At 45.6% G+C, this 17,157-nt stretch carries 17 protein-coding genes; 11 read left to right on the forward strand and 6 right to left on the reverse strand.

Features of this window, described 5'->3' with window-relative positions; all coding sequences use genetic code 11:
- The first annotated feature begins 157 nt into the window (after nucleotides 1–157).
- The 6 genes from HP401_RS31015 to rpmG all read left to right on the forward strand — a co-directional run bounded on the left by HP401_RS31015 (nucleotide 158) and on the right by rpmG (nucleotide 8,335).
- A complete protein-coding gene (locus tag HP401_RS31015) occupies nucleotides 158–1,117 on the forward strand; it encodes a hypothetical protein (RefSeq protein ID WP_173606212.1) in 960 nt (319 codons plus the stop codon).
- Between the two features lie 95 nt (nucleotides 1,118–1,212).
- Entirely contained in the window at nucleotides 1,213–1,434 is a 222-nt protein-coding gene (locus HP401_RS31020; RefSeq protein ID WP_173606213.1) for a hypothetical protein, read from the forward strand.
- A 126-nt stretch (nucleotides 1,435–1,560) separates the two neighbouring features.
- Nucleotides 1,561–6,459, forward strand: coding sequence for a polymorphic toxin-type HINT domain-containing protein (locus HP401_RS31025; protein WP_309145144.1), 4,899 nt, complete (start codon nucleotides 1,561–1,563; stop codon nucleotides 6,457–6,459).
- A 10-nt stretch (nucleotides 6,460–6,469) separates the two neighbouring features.
- Nucleotides 6,470–6,775 (forward strand): hypothetical protein, encoded by a 306-nt coding sequence (locus tag HP401_RS31030; protein ID WP_173606214.1) that lies wholly within the window; start codon nucleotides 6,470–6,472, stop codon nucleotides 6,773–6,775.
- A 171-nt stretch (nucleotides 6,776–6,946) separates the two neighbouring features.
- Entirely contained in the window at nucleotides 6,947–8,161 is a 1,215-nt protein-coding gene (locus HP401_RS31035; protein ID WP_173606215.1) for a GTP-binding protein, read from the forward strand.
- Nucleotides 8,162–8,185: 24 nt separating this feature from the next.
- The gene (gene rpmG, locus HP401_RS31040) at nucleotides 8,186–8,335 is read left to right on the forward strand and encodes a 50S ribosomal protein L33 (protein ID WP_012684162.1); all 150 of its coding nucleotides are present in this window, start codon (nucleotides 8,186–8,188) and stop codon (nucleotides 8,333–8,335) included.
- 1 nt (nucleotide 8,336) lies between these two features.
- Here the strand turns inward: rpmG and HP401_RS31045 are convergent, their stop codons facing one another.
- The 5 genes from HP401_RS31045 to HP401_RS31065 form a co-directional block, all read right to left on the reverse strand.
- Nucleotides 8,337–9,494 (reverse strand): glycerate kinase, encoded by a 1,158-nt coding sequence (locus HP401_RS31045; protein ID WP_173606216.1) that lies wholly within the window; start codon nucleotides 9,492–9,494, stop codon nucleotides 8,337–8,339.
- A gap of 89 nt (nucleotides 9,495–9,583) precedes the next feature.
- Nucleotides 9,584–10,747: a cation:proton antiporter gene (locus tag HP401_RS31050; protein WP_173606217.1), complete on the reverse strand. Its 1,164-nt coding sequence runs from the start codon at nucleotides 10,745–10,747 to the stop codon at nucleotides 9,584–9,586.
- A gap of 264 nt (nucleotides 10,748–11,011) precedes the next feature.
- Nucleotides 11,012–11,146 carry a hypothetical protein gene (locus HP401_RS31055; protein ID WP_012684166.1) on the reverse strand — a complete coding sequence of 45 codons (135 nt, stop codon included), beginning with the start codon at nucleotides 11,144–11,146 and terminating at the stop codon, nucleotides 11,012–11,014.
- 26 nt (nucleotides 11,147–11,172) lie between these two features.
- Nucleotides 11,173–11,463 carry a hypothetical protein gene (locus HP401_RS31060; protein ID WP_173606218.1) on the reverse strand — a complete coding sequence of 97 codons (291 nt, stop codon included), beginning with the start codon at nucleotides 11,461–11,463 and terminating at the stop codon, nucleotides 11,173–11,175.
- A gap of 98 nt (nucleotides 11,464–11,561) precedes the next feature.
- Nucleotides 11,562–11,975, reverse strand: a complete 414-nt coding sequence (locus HP401_RS31065) for an Lrp/AsnC family transcriptional regulator (protein ID WP_173606219.1) — start codon at nucleotides 11,973–11,975, stop codon at nucleotides 11,562–11,564.
- Between the two features lie 118 nt (nucleotides 11,976–12,093).
- Between HP401_RS31065 and HP401_RS31070 the strand changes: the two genes are divergently transcribed.
- From HP401_RS31070 to clpP, 4 genes are all read left to right on the forward strand, one after another.
- Nucleotides 12,094–12,852, forward strand: a complete 759-nt coding sequence (locus HP401_RS31070) for an MBL fold metallo-hydrolase (protein WP_173606220.1) — start codon at nucleotides 12,094–12,096, stop codon at nucleotides 12,850–12,852.
- A gap of 150 nt (nucleotides 12,853–13,002) precedes the next feature.
- Nucleotides 13,003–13,596 (forward strand): winged helix-turn-helix domain-containing protein, encoded by a 594-nt coding sequence (locus HP401_RS31075; RefSeq protein WP_007726169.1) that lies wholly within the window; start codon nucleotides 13,003–13,005, stop codon nucleotides 13,594–13,596.
- Entirely contained in the window at nucleotides 13,593–13,850 is a 258-nt protein-coding gene (locus HP401_RS31080; protein ID WP_173606221.1) for a hypothetical protein, read from the forward strand. Before HP401_RS31075 ends, HP401_RS31080 begins: the two co-directional genes overlap by 4 nt.
- Nucleotides 13,851–13,885: 35 nt before the next feature.
- Nucleotides 13,886–14,467 (forward strand): ATP-dependent Clp endopeptidase proteolytic subunit ClpP, encoded by a 582-nt coding sequence (clpP, locus tag HP401_RS31085; RefSeq protein WP_012684171.1) that lies wholly within the window; start codon nucleotides 13,886–13,888, stop codon nucleotides 14,465–14,467.
- Nucleotides 14,468–14,582: 115 nt separating this feature from the next.
- On the opposite strand, the gene HP401_RS31090 is transcribed toward clpP, so the two are convergent.
- The gene (locus HP401_RS31090; RefSeq protein ID WP_173606222.1) at nucleotides 14,583–15,218 is read right to left on the reverse strand and encodes a hypothetical protein; all 636 of its coding nucleotides are present in this window, start codon (nucleotides 15,216–15,218) and stop codon (nucleotides 14,583–14,585) included.
- A 206-nt stretch (nucleotides 15,219–15,424) separates the two neighbouring features.
- Between HP401_RS31090 and HP401_RS35630 the strand changes: the two genes are divergently transcribed.
- A complete protein-coding gene (locus HP401_RS35630; RefSeq protein WP_173606223.1) occupies nucleotides 15,425–17,110 on the forward strand; it encodes a methyl-accepting chemotaxis protein in 1,686 nt (561 codons plus the stop codon).
- Nucleotides 17,111–17,157 lie beyond the last annotated feature (47 nt).

Below are 17,157 nucleotides of genomic sequence, written 5' to 3' on the forward strand. Positions count from 1 at the left end.
GCTTTTCATGAACGAACGAACATGCTCTAAGCTACCTTATACAGGAAAAAAGTGCGAGAGAACAGGGAACATTGTACTAGCAACAATTGACCTAGCCAATTCGTTTAAAAATGTAGGATAGGAGTTGGATGTTATCTATACGAAGGAGGAGAATAGGATGAAAGCATGGCATAAAACGATGATGGCGGCAGTTCTTTGCAGCGGCACGGTTTTCATGGCTTCGGGTGTTGGGGCTGACCCCGTTCAAGCGAGCGGCACCCAATCGCAAGCGTTTGCGCCGGTAGTCTTATTGCAACCAGAGCAAAATATCCCGTTCACCATACAATTTGTCGATGGATTTGTGGCAAAAGTAACGAACACAAAAACAAAAGCGACGAGCACAGTAGATATATCGGACAATAAGGCTACGTACGTGAAGCAAGGGATTTATCATGCCAATGGAAAGCTGCAAAAGGCAACGAATGGATATACAGAAAAGCTGGTGGAGCTGGTGCCCTTCCGTGATGCGAAAGGCAACCTGCGTTACATGGGCAAGCAAATCCTGCATGGGCTGAACACAGAGGATCGTTTAGCAGTGGCGACAAGTGTGTGGAACGTCGTCGACAAACAACCGCAGCTTTTACAGGTAACGGTTCAAAAAGCAGACTGGGACAATATGCCGTCGACAGATGTGACGATCAATAGCGGCTTCAGTATGAGCAGCGATAGTACCTTTGTCCTCGACTCGAAGTATGCAGACGTGACGGGGGACAACATCAAGGATCACATTTTCCTTGTAGGCGATAAGATGGGCGTATCGATGAATCAGACGGCCCATAACTTGCGTGTCGTGGTTCGGGAAGGGAAGGATAATCAGCAGACGTTTATCTCTGTAGGAAAGCACGACAGTGGTATTCTTCCGAAGCTCGCCATTACAGATGGCAATGCCGATCAGGTGAAAGACATCCTCGTCACGATGCCGACTGCGACAGGTCATGTGTATAGTCAGCTTACGTGGAAAGAAAATCGCCCGCAGCCAGTCGTCGATCAGGGGAAATTAAATGATCGTCAGGCGTACCAGCCAGTCATTGGGGTTTATGGTGAAGCGGTTGGGATGAATAAGGCAAAAAAACAATAGGAGAGTAGGCGTGGACGAAATCAGTCAGAGTGAAATCTGGCTGATTTTTTTGCAGTAGCCTAGCGGAAGAACCCAGTCTCCAAGGAGGTGCAAACATGAGTAATACGCTATCGACACATTTAGAAGGCATGTACAACATGGTCAAGAGGGCTTTCCCTGATGGGATAACAGAAGAGGAGTATTACTGTTTGCTGTTTGTCATGTATGAGTCAATGTCTGACTCTGTGACGATCAAAAAGCCAACGCAAGAAGAGGTAGCGAATGTAGAGAACAAATTGATTCCATATCGTTTGGAAGAGTTGCTTCAGCACGAATGATCGGGATGTGTATAGACGTGTAATGAAAGGAAGTGGTTGTTTTCGTTGATGAAATATTATTGTTTTTTTAAAAGTTTAGGATGAGGGTAATTAGATATAACTTTTTTATTGAGGGAGAGGTTTGTTGTGAACTGGTTTAGGAAGCTTTTAATACTCATGCTTATGTTGTCGCTATTGATTCCTTCAGCGCCATTTAATTATGCAAGGTCTCAAGAAATGCCAACTACCAACCAGCTAGAAGAGTTAATCAAAAAGGATAGTAAACTTGCAAAACAATTAAAGCTAAACGCGTCGGATGAAGAGATAGAATTAGAGGTCAATCAGATACAAAAGATAACGGTTCACGCATCTTTTACGGATGGTACGGAAGAGGATGTTACACAGATTGCAAAATGGGAAATAGCTGATTCTGAAATAGCGAAAGTACATCAAGGGGAAATCAAAGGGATACAAGAAGGGGAAACAGAAATAACAGTAACATATGAAGAGGAAGAAATTGTAATACCGGTGAAAGTAAATTCCCCCACTATTAAAATCAGCGAACCAAAAGTAACGATACATGATAGGGCAATCAAGTTAGAGTGGGAATATGATCAACATGCGGAATCGTATACGATTAAACGTAAGAAAGAAAATGATGATTACATCGAAATAGCAACCCAAATAAAATCTGGGGAATACTCGGATCGAGACTATATTGCCGGAGAGAAATACACATATGTGGTTGTTGCGATTGATCAAAATGGAGAGGAATATCCGTCAGATGAAGTAGAAGTCTTTACTGAGCTGGAACCATCGCGCTTAGAAGTATCCTCCCCTGAAATATCTTTACACCCTGGCGAGTATAAGAGTGTGAAGATTAGCTCTATTCATGCGGGAAGGGATAAACATGATGTTACCCAATCAGTAAACTGGGATGTTAGCAATCCGAATATCTTGGAAGTAAAAAATGGAGAGTTGCATGCAAAAGCACCAGGCAGTGCAATTGTTTCGGCTCACTATCAAGAGCAAACGGTAGAAATCAACGTAGAGGTACAGGCACTTAGGGCGGTAACAGATACGGAGTTTACCGTTACATTGAATAAAGGCGAAAGCTATCAGTTTGTCAATCATGTAAGTTCAAGTAAAAATGTTAATGTCAAAAGTTCACATGAAGGAAAATTTGATTTTGCTGCTTATAAGAAGGATGGAAAGCCAGATCGGATGGATATTGCGAGGAGCAGCAACTTCTCAGTAGCTGCCGGGGGAAGAGCTGTTGTAACAGCAATCTCAGATATACCCGTCACGTTTACAGCAAGCAAGGACTTTTTTACAGGTGCGAGTTCGATTCATCCGGCACTGGTAAAAACAACATTGCATGAGGGGGAAAGCTATCAGTTCACGAATAAAAGCAACGAAAAGATAGATGTAACAAAAGAACTCGGATTAAATGGAACATACGATTTAGCAGTATATGATGCTACTGGGGTTGGAGTAAGGCAAGGATTAGCAGTAACATGGAGTTCAGTTGATGTGCCTGCTGGTGGGAAAGTTGTCTTTACGGGAGTATCAGAGTCGGTTTCAGTTTTAGGTTCGTACCGCGATTATTTCGAGGGGAATACAAGTACAAAGCCCGCGCTATACAAGGTTTCTATAAATAAAGGTGAGAGTGTCAAAATTATAAACCATGCGAATGCAAAGACAGGACTACTGACCGATTCGACTGAATCCAATAACCGTAGATTTGACTTTATTACCTATGAAAAGAATGGAACTAGCTCCTCAAAAGATGTCCAAATTTCTGGGGATATTAAACGATATTATCTCCATGTCCCTGTCGAAGGACACACTGTACTTACGAATGTATCAAATGGCGCTATCTGGTTTGGAGGATACTACGAGCTTTTGACCGGAGAGGTAAGCGCACAGCAAGCATTATGGCGGGTCGGATTGGCTAAAGGTGAGAGTTATAAGATTACGAACACTAGTAACAAGGAACAAACATTGGTAAGTAGCTCTTACGTTAACGGATCTATGTATGATTATGTGAAAAAGAATGCTAAAGGTACAATCATATCATCCGATGTTAACCATAGTGAAACCCTTTTAACCGTAATGGATACTAGAATTAAGATTCCAGCGGGTGGCTATATCATTGTAACGGGTAGCGGAGACGTTCCTGTATTTTTTGGTGGCGAGGAAGCCTTTTTTAAAGGGGAGCCAACCAGCGATCCTGCTCTTTTGAAAGTAACAATAAACAAGGGTGAAAGCTATCGCTTCACAAACATAGATAGCTCCGATATCGATATTGTAAATGATAGCTCAAATACGGAGGATAGATTGTATGACTTTGCTGTATATAATTCAGACAAGAGTGGTAACACGCTAGCAAAAAATAGCACTTATAGCAATGGGCGAGTTCCTCCCAACGGAGAAATGGTTGTGACGGGTGCCTCGAATGTGCCTGTAACAATTGGTGCTCCTTTTGGTTACGCTCAAGTGAAAAGCAATCCGAACCCTGCATTATTCAAACAAACTGTCGCATCAAAAGAAACGGCTACTTTTTCTAACTACAGTAATTATGAGAGCACGATGGAAAATGATGCGTCATCTGGACGAGAAATTGACTATCAAACACACAATGAAAGTGGAGCCTTAGTTCTTCAAGAAATAAAGAGCACGACCAAACGAATAAAAGTACCTCAAAAAGGTAGGCTGAACGCTACTGTTTCGGGTGGGAACCCAGTTAACTTTTACGGTTATTTTGACCACTTCCAAACAATTGATCTTCCTAATTCTCCGTTCACAACTATTGCCATTAACTCCAGCCAAGACATACCCAAAGAGAACACGAATGTTGCTTACTATAAATTCACAACGTCTCATGCAGGAATCTACCGTGTTTTTACCTCAAACATGAATGGCAACGGGGCGGAAAATGACACGGTCTTGCAATTGTATGCAGACGAACAATTAACCAGCCTATTATCGGAAAACGACAACGTAGCAGGTGGACCATACGGCGAACTGTTTTCCAAAATTGAGCACAGCTTATCAGGTGGAACTACCTATTACGTAAAAGTAAGTTCTGGGAAGTCTTCTCCTAGCTTGAATGCTCGACTTACTGTTGAACAAGTAGATACAGACAGCACGCGAGAAGGGGCTATTCCGGCGGAGTGGGACCAGATTTATACAGACAGGTTATCCTCGCGATATGATGTCGATTATTTCAAGCTTACTGCCGAAGAGATAGCATTTATGAACTTGTATGTGACATCCAACATGCTCATTTTGGAGGATCAGGGCGGAAACACATTAAAAACGTTTCTCCCTGGACAAGAGGACAAGCTATTTATTACAGAAAGCGCTGGGATTTACTATGCGAAGGTAGTTTGGAATCAGGCTGTAACGAAAAATACATCGCTGCTTCTCGTACCGGATGAGGGAGATCGTTACGATGTCGGGCTACATAGTCCTAAGCGAGTATCTCAGAACACAGTAATCGATACCACACCAGGGTTCAAAAAATCTGTTACCGTCCAATGGAGATTTTCCAAGCCTCATCAGGAAGTAAGTATTCAAGTATTAAGAGGGACTAGCGTCGTATACGAAGAGACTCGTCTGAATCAGCCTGCAAACACGTTTCTCACCTTTACGTGGGACGGGAAGTATAACAAAGGGAATCCAGGGCAATTGGCTGAGACTGGACATTATGTGGTAAAGGTCGTTGCGAAAGACGCACCGGATTACGATATTAACATACTAGTGAGAGTCATGAATACTCACGCTTCGAAAGTACACAATGTACAGGAATTGATTAATGCCAATATAGCCGAATCACCTGAAACAATAAAGGCTCTTCAAAGAGCTCTCAAGGATATGAAGTTTTATGACTATGTTGGGGAACCAGACGGTATTTATGATGAAGATTTACTAATGTCCATTATTGCTTTTGAAATGGTGATAAACAGAAGTGCAATGGTAGGCCCGCAAGGTGGGCAACCGCTCATGGAACAAGGGAAGATTAATGCGGAACTGCTGGACTATGTTGTTAGAAGTCATCGTTTAAACCGAGATAAGCTTGGTGAATTCGCGGAATTCCTTTTCAATGGTGATGTGATTATTTATGATACCGCTACCCTAATCCCAGCTTTTCGGATGGTAAAGACAGGCGGTAAGATTGTCATAAAAGCAGGTAAGACCATTGAGGATTTGTTTGAATGCAATTGTTTCACAGCCGGAACGAAGGTTTTGACAGATGAAGGGGAGAAGAATATTGAAGACATTAAAGTCGGAGATAGGGTGCTCTCTAAGAATGATGAGACTGGTGAGCAAGCTTACAAGTCAGTTACACATTTGTATAGAGATGAAAAGGATATCATCTATGAACTTTCAGTAGGTGACCAAGTCATTGAGACAACCGATAACCATCCATTCTGGGTGGAGGGTAAAGGTTGGGTCCTTGCGGCTGACCTGCAGGTTGGGGATAAGCTGCAGCGGAGCAACGGGAATAACCTGATGATAGACTCCATCAAGATTGTTCAGCATGACAAGAAGGTTCAGGTTTACAATTTTACAGTTGCTGATTTCCATACTTACTTTGTAAGTGGGTGGGGAGTATGGGTTCATAATACCGCATGCATTACCATTACACCTGAGAGATTGGCACATGCCTCCTTGGGTGATTTTACCACCACTAACCGATTGATTAATGGGGGACATGGACAAGAAAATATAGACTATTTAATTGCTAATAATATTGAATTCAATATAGTCAGGGAATATTCGAATGGAGTGAGAATCGGGAATATTCCAAGCCATAAAAACGCGAATAAAAGATCAGGGACTGGCCAAGCCTGGTTTCCACAAAGCTGGACTAGAAATGATATTAAGAATGCTGCAGAATATGTAGCAAATATCCCGACAAACAGTAATAAAGAGGATGGGGTTTGGATGTTTGCAGAATATAAAGGTGTTCGTGTTGGTGTTATCAAAAACAACGGCCAAATTGGTACAGTAACCCCAGATAACAGTAGTCAACCATGAGGTGATTTTATTGAAAGAACTAGATATGATTAAAAAAATCATCGAAAAAAGAACATCCCTGCATCCGGATGATCCAAGAATCGTAGAATGTTGGGGTGAGCTTACAGAAATTTTTTCTAGAAATGAACAGTTTGTTATGGATGTTCTAGAGCAATGCTCTGAAGAAGAAATATTTTGGCTAAGTGAAATCTTTGAAGATATATCTTTGTATCTCCAAAGTAGTTCATTTATACGTTTTCTACGATCTATCCAAAAGAAGTACCCGAATATTGATATTGAGCTAGATATTCAATATGCAGAAAAAGTACTAGAGTAGAGTATGAGAGTAGTTTGAATGATGCCTTGGAAGGATTCCTTTCAAGGATTTTTCATTTTGTTCAAATCGTAATAATTACGTTTTATATTGACTTTGGTCATTCTAGTGCGCTATGATAACAAACAAATCGTAATCATTTCGTTTTATACAAGTCAAAAAGGAGAACCCACCATGAACAAAAACGAAAATAAAATCCCCGTCACAGTTCTGAGCGGGTACCTGGGAGCAGGCAAAACCACACTGCTAAACCACGTCCTAAACAATCGGGATGGGCTACGAGTCGCCGTGATCGTTAACGACTTGAGCGAAGTAAATGTAGACGCTTCTCTTATTCTTTCGGGTAGTGGTCTTTCACGCGTGGATGAAAAGGTCGTGGAGCTGTCGAATGGCTGCATTTGCTGCACCCTGCGAGAGGATTTGCTGACGGAGGTAGAGCGTCTGGCTTTGGAAGGACGGTATGATTACATACTGATTGAATCGACGGGAGTAGGAGAGCCGGTTCCTGTCGCCCAGACTTTCACATACGTAGACGAAGAAAATGGCATCAATTTATCGTCCCTATGCCGCCTGGACACGATGGTGACCGTAGTAGATGCGTATCGTTTCTGGCATGACTTTTCGTCCGGCGAAAACCTTTTGGACAGAGGGCAGGCAGTTGGTGAAGAGGATATTCGTGAGGTCGCGGATCTGTTGATCGACCAGATTGAATTCTGTGATGTGTTGATTCTGAACAAATGTGATCGCGTTGCTCCAGATGATTTAATCCAGCTGGAAGCGATTCTGCGCAAGCTACAGCCACATGCTCGCTTCATCCGTGCTGTTCGTGGACAGGTGGACCCGCAAGCAATTTTGAATACCCATCTGTTCGACTTCGAGACTGCCAGTCAATCAGCGGGATGGATTGCTGAGCTCCAGAAGGAAGTGCATACACCTGAGACGGACGAGTACGGAATTTCCTCCTTCGTGTATCACAGTCGCAGGCCGTTTCATCCAGCCCGTTTTGAAAAGTGGTTGGAGGATTGGCCAGAGGAGATTGTACGTGCCAAAGGCTTTTTCTGGTTGGCGACACGAAATGACGTGGCGATGACACTCAGTCAGGCGGGGCCATCCATCGAAATCGGAACGGCAGGCTATTGGACAGCGGCGTTATCGGCAGAAGAGCAACAAGCCATTCTGGTAGAAGAGCCGGATTGGCAGCAAACATGGCATCCCGTACATGGGGATCGAACCACAGAGCTCGTTTTTATCGGGATAGATCTGAACCAAGAACAAATCGTGAAGCGTCTCGATGCATGTCTCCTGACCGATGAGGAGTACGAGGCGGACTGGAGTAAGCTGCCCGATCCACTCCCAACAGCAGATGCTGTTATCGAGACGACATTGTAACCAAAAAAGAGGAGGCTGACATCCATGCGTGTGAACATTACTCTGCAATGTACCGAAACCGGAGATCGCAACTATATCACATCCAAAAACAAACGGAATCATCCCGAGCGATTGGAACTGAAAAAGTACTCCCCGCGACTAAAGCGCTATACCCTTCATAGGGAAACAAAGTGATTCAAAAGATACGGTTAACACAATGCTGGAGCGGGATAGTAGCAATCCGTATAACCTGCTCGGCCGTCTGCTCCAAAAGCGAGGCAGCTTCGAGCATCGAATGATCCAGCGTCATCGGTTTGTTGGTGATGCTGACAACGGCAGAAACGCCTTTTTCATAAAGGGTGTCGATGCCATTTCCAATGGAACCAGCGAGGACGATGACGGGAATGCCGTATCGTTGCGCGACTTGGGCGACTCCACATGGCGTCTTTCCTTGGGCAGTCTGGAAGTCGACTTGTCCCTCACCTGTGATCACAAGATTGGCTTTGTCCATGGCTTCCGCGAGTCCGGTTGTCTCAATCACAATCTGAATACCGGAACGCAGCTGACCATTCAGAAAAGCGAGAAGGGCACCAGCGACACCACCAGCAGCACCCGTTCCAGGCAGATCGTGAATGGCGATGCCGCGGGTCTTTTCGATCCAGTCAGCGAAATGGCGTAAATGATCATCCAATTGCAGCACCATTTCGGGTGTGGCTCCTTTTTGCGGGCCGAAAACGTGAGAAGCGCCATTGGGTCCAACAAAAGGGTTGGTGACATCACATGCGATGACGAAGTGACAGTCAGCCAGTCGTTTATCAACCTGACTGGTATCAATACGGCTCAGTCGTGATAATTCCCCACCTCCAAAAGAGAGTGGCTGATCGTTTTGATCGAGAAGTACGTACCCGAGGGCTTGGAGCATACCAGCGCCTCCATCATTCGTAGCACTGCCACCCAGCCCCAGAATGAACTTGCGGCAGCCTTGATCCAGTCCAGCCGTAATCAACTGACCAAAGCCATAGGTCGTCGTGACAAACGGGTCGCGATCTGCGGCAGAAATCAAGTAAAGGCCAGATGCAGCAGCCATTTCGATCACACAGGTTACACCGTCACCCAAAATACCGAATTCAGCAGAAATGTCCTGTCCGAGCGGGTTTTTTACGGTGGCGGTCAGTATTCTGCCATCTGTGGCATCGACCAGGCATTGCATAGTACCTTCGCCGCCGTCAGCCATCGGTTTCACGATGAGTTCACTTTGCGGGAGTGCGCGTAGAATCCCTGAGCGAATAGCTTCGCCCACCTGTTTGGCAGTCAGGCTGCCTTTAAAGGAATCCGGAGCGATTACAATTTTCATGACGGTGTTCCTCCTATCAGAAGAGGGTATTTTTACCATAATAAAAAAGACTGTCTCCCGCGTCTAGGCGAGAAACAGTCTTGGTTGTGTTAGGCGTTCTTTTTCAATGCCATTTCTTCTGGCTGTGTCGTTTTCGAGAAGAACCATTTCATCATGGGTGGAGTGACGATGGTCGTCAAGAGTACGACGACAATCAGGACGGCAAACATGTCTTGCGTGAGCAAATTGTTCTCCAAACCAATGGCGGCGATAATGAGTGCCACTTCTCCACGCGATACCATGGCAGCACCGATGGCCATCGAGTTTTTCCACGGGAAGCCTGTGATTTTTGCACCAAAAGCACCACCGATGAGCTTGGAAACAATTGCGATAACGCTCAAGAGCACAATCAATCCGAGATTTTCCAAGATGCCAGAGAACTGTGCCGTTACCCCGATCGAGGTGAAGAAGACTGGTACGAAAACCGCGTAGCTGATGGTTTCGACCTTATGCGTTACTTCTGTCTTGTAATTGGTTAGGCTGATGGCAACACCGGCGATGTAGGAACCGATGATGGCGGCAACCCCTGTATATTCAGCAAAATAAGCGAACAGGAAACAGATAATGAGTGCTGCGGAAATGACCGATTCTGTAACCTGCAACGGAGCAAATTTTTTCAAAATCCAAGGGACAACCTTCCAGGAAAGAGCGATGACGATGGCAAAAAACGCGACTTTTTTCAATACCACCATGCCGAGATTTACGTCCCCGCCAGCAAAGCTCATCAAGAAAGCGAGCGCGAGGATGACCAAAACGTCATCAATAACAGCAGCTCCCATGATGGTTGCGCCTTCTCTTGATTTTAGCTTGCCCAATTCCTTCAACGTTTGTACGGAAATACTCACACTGGTAGCAGAGAGCAGCAGGCCCAGGAAGATCGCTTCAATATTGGAGAGACCAATCGCAATCCCGGCACCATAACCGAGTGCAAGTGGCATGACAATTCCTGCGATACCTACGCTGGTTGAGGACTTGGCGGTGCGTTTGAACTCATCAATATCGGTCTCCAAGCCCGCGATAAACATGAGAAGGATAACCCCGATTTGACTAATTTCCTTGAGGATTTCTGTGTCTGTGACTAGCCCGAGAACGGTAGGACCTAGAACGATACCGATGAGCAGTTTCCCCAAAACGGATGGCTGTCCCAGCCGTACGCTGATATCACCAGCGATTTTGGAGGCAATCAAAATGACAGCCAGCTGAAAAATAAGCATGTGGTTTCCCCCTTTTTACAAAATAAAAAAGAGCCCGCAATCACAGCTTTCTTTTTGTCGACTAAAAAAAGACAAAAAGAACCCTATGATGACAGGCTCCTCCAGTTACGAATCAAATATTCACTTATCATACATAAATATTATAACAAAGCCAGCAGAAAAAGTAAACACTTGGTGACAAATGCTCCTCAGCGTCATTATCCAGGCAAATGAAAGAAAGCCTGACCGTCAAAGGATGCGGTCAGGCTTTTGTATGCGTCATGCTTATTTGAAATTGGTAAAATCGGATACTTGCGCGAAGAAATCTGCCAATGCATGTATTCCTTCGAATGTTTGGTAAGCAAAAATAGGCAGACCCACAATAAACAACAAAGCTTCTCCGATATATTTGGCGATCATATGATCAACCTCCTTTTGGATGTTCGTTACGCTACGCGATCCAAAACAAAGGAATCATATGTATCCATTTCGCTGTCTGTATGCTGCATGCGCCTGAATAAGCGAAGGCGCTGCGGTTGCCTTGCCGCCATTGGATAAGTCTCAACCAACAAAGTGTTAATGGGAGGTCGGTACATATCCGTGACGTTCTGAGGTAGAGCCCGGTTTTGCAGGCAACACTGTCTGAGACAAAAAGCAGAAGTGAAGCATCCTACAAAAATCGCGACCAAGGCGAAGAAATCTTCCAGCGAAAACAGCAATAACAGCATATCTTCCATGGCGATTCTCCTCCTTTCGTATTCATCATTCTACTCTTGTTCACAAAATCGTGCAATCTTAAAAATTTATGAGAGCGAATACATTGACAAACTACCAACTATTTCAATTTGTTAATAGATAGATTGACACGGTAGTTCCCAAAAGGAAGCAGGGCATCTAAAAAATGATTGAGGGCCTTTTGATCTTGAACATGTACCACCATGGAATAGCAGCCTTCTCCGCTAATGCGATGTGCTTGGACGATCTCGCTGCGACTTTTGATAAAACGAGTGAAGAGAGAATGATCGGTAGTGGTCATGAACATAGTGACAAGAGCAGTGAGGAAAGGGGCAATTTTAGCTTCATCAATGAGAGTCGTGTAGCCTTGAATAATCCCTTGCTGCTCCATTCGTCTAATGCGGTTGCCCACGGCTTGACCGCTTAGATGGACCTGTTCGCCGATGTCCTTCCACTGTAAGCGGCTGTTTTTGCGTAGCAAGGCAAGGATGGAGAGATCAATTTGGTCTAGCATGCGTAACTCCTTTCACGGCGAAAGTGGGAAGCCAGCAATCGTTTCGCGGCAACCGTTCACGGCCTTATACAATAAACGTACATCCATTATAGCGATAACGAGGAAAGGAAGAAATGACATGCAGATTCAGCTTGTACGACATGCTACCTTGCGTGTGGAATATGCAGGGCTGACATTTTTGGTCGATCCGATGTTTAGCACAAAGGGTGAATTGCCAGCCGTACCAAATACGCCGAATCAGCGCCCGAATCCAGGAGTAGAATTGCCCATATCCGTGGAGGAAGTACTCGCTGGCGTGGACGCCGTCTTGGTGACGCATACCCATTTCGATCATCTCGATGAAACGGCCATCCGCCTTCTCCCGAAGCATTTGCCTGTATTTTGCCAGCCAGCTGATCGTGAAAAGCTGGTGCAGCATGGCTTCGAACAAGTCATTGCCATCGAAGAGGAGTATACATGGCAAGGTGTTCACCTGCATCGGACAGGTGGTCAACACGGAACAGGGGAAATTGGGCAGCAGATGGGGCAAGTATCTGGCTTCGTTCTGCAGCGAGCTGGTGAGCAGACGCTGTATGTGGCGGGGGATACGATTTGGTGTGAGGAAGTGGAGCAGGCCATCGTTGAATATCGTCCGGATGCGATCGTTGTTTTCGCAGGTGCGGCCCGGTTCTTGACGGGAGACCCGATCACGATGACGAAGGAGGATATCGTCCATGTCGCAAATGCCGTACCCGACAGCCGAATTCTCGTTGCCCACATGGAGACGTGGAACCATTGCTTGCTCAGCCGCCGGGAATTGAATGAATGTTTGCAGGAAAAACAGCTAGCCGGACGTGTACATGTTCCGAAGGATGGCGAAACCATATCCTTTCAATGACGAACCGAATTGTAATGAAAAACAAAAGCTCCGCAGGTTATAGCGGGGCTTTTGACGTTGTCGAAAAAAAGGCTTAACCATCATTTGACAAACAAAAACGAACGTAATAAACTATTTTTACGTAAATGATTAATGTCATGAGGTGTTGTTGTGGCGCACGAACAACTGGAAACATATGTAGTCGAGAAGCCGGAACAGGCGATGGCGCTATTGAACCCGCTCCGTGCCGAGATTTTAAGCCGTTTGGCAGAGCCTGCTTCAGCAGCAGAAGTAGCGCGTGGTATCAATGAAATCCCGCAGCGTGTCAATTATCACTTGAAGGCCTTGGAAAAGGTTGGATTGGTTAGGCGGGTAGGGAGTCGACAGGTGCGCAATCTCGTCGAGGTGCTTTATCTGGCGATTGCGCGGACGTATGTGCTCTCGGAAGGACTGAACTGGGGCAATGATACCGTTCAGCAAATGAAGGATCAAGGGTCGCTGTCTCATCTGGTCCAGACAGCAGAACGAATCAAGCGGGATGCCATGCTCTTGCTGGAGCGTTCCGATCAAGAGGTGGAGGTTCCGAGCGCCTCACTGAATGCGAGTATTCAGCTTGCCAGTGCGGAACAGCGTAGTGCTTTTGTAGAGGAATACGTCCAACTGGTGAATCAGCTTGTGGCGAAGTATCAGCCAAAAGAAAAAGGACAAGAGACGTATCAGGTCGTTCTTGCGGTTTATCCAAAACAAGGAGGAGACGAGGCATGAAGGCACACGCTGTGGAGTCAAACAAGTCCAAACCCGTAATCGTTTGGGAAAATCGTATCCAGCCACAATCTGATCAGGTCATTGCCATGCCGAGCCGAAACGGAAATGGAGTTGCGGTCGAAAGAGAAGCAGCTGTTCAGACATGGTCAGTGGGTCCGGCGAGTAATCCGGCAGTGGTGACGCAGGTTTCATCTGGATTTAACAAAAAATCAGTGGCGGTTCCACAAGCAACCAGCATGCGAATGGCAGCGTAAAAAGTTGAGCGTAAACAAACGAAGGAGGGTTTTTCATGAATCTCATTCCGGTAGTAGTCGAGCAAACGAGTTATGGAGAGAGGTCCTATGACATTTACTCCCGGTTGTTGAAGGATCGCATCATTTTTCTCGGAAGTGCCATCGATGATCAGGTAGCCAATGCAGTCGTAGCTCAGTTGCTGTTCCTGGCAGCAGAGGACCCGAAAAAAGACATTCACCTTTATATCAATTCGCCCGGAGGCTCTGTCACAGCAGGGATGGCGATTATCGATACGATGAAGTTTGTGGCACCTGATGTGTCCACGATCTGCACTGGAATGGCAGCGTCTATGGGCGCGATGCTTCTCGTAGCAGGAGCGCCCGGCAAACGGTACGCGCTGCCCAATGCAGAAGTCATGCTCCACCAGCCGTGGGGAGGCAGTCAAGGACAGGCGAGCGATATCAAGATCGCAGCAGACCGTATTATGCGACATCGCCACATGCTGTATACGATCATCTCGGAGCGTACGGGAAAGACAGTCGAGCAAATCGAAAAAGATGCAGACCGCGACTATTTCCTTACCGCCGCAGAGGCGCTTGAATACGGCTTGATTGATAAAGTGATCGAAAAATTGTAGAGATGGGATAGAGGATAAAGTGGCTGCGAAGCTTGGAGTTTAGGCGTACGGACTGATTGAACCGTCAGGGATTTTGCCTGACGTTTTTTTTTTGCACACGAACGTGTTTAAAGGATTAAGTTTTATCGACTTGTTCTAGGAAGTTGTTCAATTGCTCCATAGCGTTGTTAACATTCATAAAAAAGATATCGATATCTGTAACGGTATGCTTTTCAAGTAATTTCTCAGGTTTCGTAATTAATGTGTATAGATTTATACCTGTCTCATCCTGCTCTTGCTCAGGGTATACATAGATGAGTAGATCGTCAATTCGCTCTCTTAGCTCAATGATTTCATTTGCTGTAAGTTTTGCCGCTATATGTTCTTCTGTCAACAAATCATTAAGCTGCCTTGTGAGTTGGGTCAATTTGCGATTCGCGTCAAATAATTTTGCGATGGTTTGCTCGTTGTAGTGTTTTGCAAGGTAGAGCGAGATGATATTTTCTACACTTTCATAAATTTTCATCCTGCTATTTCCTTGTTTATACCCATTAACATACATTTGAAGTGATTCTAATGTGATTTCTTTTCCATTGGCATTACCAAAAAAATCACTGATAGATCCTACGTATCTATAGTTATTGAATACATTTTCTGAGTAGGTGTATGCAAGCATTCGGATTTCATCTTCACTGATATCGGCTGCATCCTTATTGCATCCAGAGGTCACCGACACTAGCATCAAGGATAGCATGATTAGTATCTTTTTCATGATTTGTCGCCTCCTAAAAATAAAAAGATGACAAAAAGCATCAATTTTCTGACCAGTTTAACACCTTCATTTTAACATCATTTTGCCCTAATATTTTCCATCCCGTCAGGATTTTTCCTGGCGGTCTTTTGTTTGCACATCAAAGTGTTTGAAGGAAAGAGGAGCCGGGTATGAACAAGAGTATCAGATGACGGGAGGCACATCTTGTGAAAATCAGAACAAAAATCATCCTGGCTTTTGGTGTCATATTGGCAGTGATGTTCGGTTCAGGTACGTATATGCACCTGCAAATGCTAGCAATGAAGGCATCCTACACCCAGATTATCGAAGAGGAAAAATTATTGACGGATCTGCGTGAAATGCAGTTTATTATGACAGGTCGAAATAATGACGAAAGAGCCTACTTATTAACAGGCGATGAAGAATTTCGGAAGGAATTGAAGGGAAAGGCAGCAAAGGTGGACAGCCTGTTTGCCAAAATGAACAGTTCTCTAGAGTCTTCTCACCATCGTGAAAAAATGGAGGAGGCAATGGGACTGTACAAGTCCTTTCTGGAGTCGAGTGATAAAGCGGTAGAGGCACAGGATAATGGGCTACATGATGAAGCCATTGCGCATCATTTCGGCAAGGAGCGGCAATCGAGAGTAGCACTAGATTCAGTTGTGAGTGGACTGGTCGAAGAGGTGCGTAATGAAATCGAAGTAGATAGACAGGAGCTGGCGGAGAACGAAGGAACTTCGGCCATGATCCAGTTATTTTTTAATGCAGTGGGAATTCTCGTCGCGATCGTGGTCGGCGGTTTTCTAATTCGCTCGATCGTGGCACCGCTGCATCGGGTGAACAAACAGCTACATGAGATCGCTGAAGGAGAAGGAGATTTGACGCAAGAGTTGACCGTCTTTTCCAAAGACGAGATTGGACAGTTGGCAGGCTCATTCAACCGGATGCTGGCCAATTTACGAGAGCTGATTTCTCAGGTTCGTGGACATGCCCAGCAGGTTGCAGCCGCGGCTGAACAACTGACAGCGAGCTCGAAGCAAACGAGCCAAGCTACAGAGCAGATCGCCATCACGATCCAGGAAATGACGGAAGGAACGGACAGACAATCCCAAAACGTAGAAGAGAGTCAGCAAGAAGTCGAAGAAATATCCGCTGGAATTGAAAAAATTGCGGCACGTGCCCAAAGCGTGTCTGCTGCGGCTGCTAGTACCTCAGAGCTGGCGACAGAGGGGGATCGAACCATCCAGCAGTCGGTTTTCCAGATGAACGGGATCGGAGAAACGATGGAGAATTTGACTGCACTGGTAGGTGGCTTGGGAAAACGCTCCGAGCAAATCGGTCAAATCGTCGAAGTCATTACGCAAATTTCAGGTCAGACGAATCTATTGGCATTGAATGCCGCCATCGAAGCGGCGAGGGCTGGCGAACATGGCAGAGGCTTTGCGGTCGTGGCGGATGAAGTACGAAAGCTGGCAGAGCAGGCATCTGCATCGGCACAAGAAATCTCCCAACTGGTAGCGTCGATCCAGATGGAGACGACCAACGCAGTCCTCACGATGGAAAAAGGCTCTCAAGAAGTCGCAGATGGGATGGGGGGCGTCGCAAGAGCAGGAGAAGCGTTCTCTCAAATTCGCGATGCTGTTGTAGGCGTGACGAATGAAATTCAAGAGGTATCGATTGCTGCACATACCCTTACGGAAAGTACAGGCAAGGTCGGACAATCGATGCAGATGATCGCGACTGTAGCGCAATCGGCAGTCTCTCACTCGGTGGAAGTCTCGTCAGCTACAGAAGAACAGCTTGCTTCGATGGAGGAAATCTACGCCTCGGCGGCATCACTTGCGAGCCTCGCGGATGATTTGGAAAAACTGATAGGCCATTTCAAGGTATAAAGCTTCGTCACAGGATACACCCCTGAGAATCGACAGAGATTCTAAGG

The organism is Brevibacillus sp. HB2.2, assembly GCF_013284275.1.
GTDB lineage: Bacteria > Bacillota > Bacilli > Brevibacillales > Brevibacillaceae > Brevibacillus > Brevibacillus brevis_D.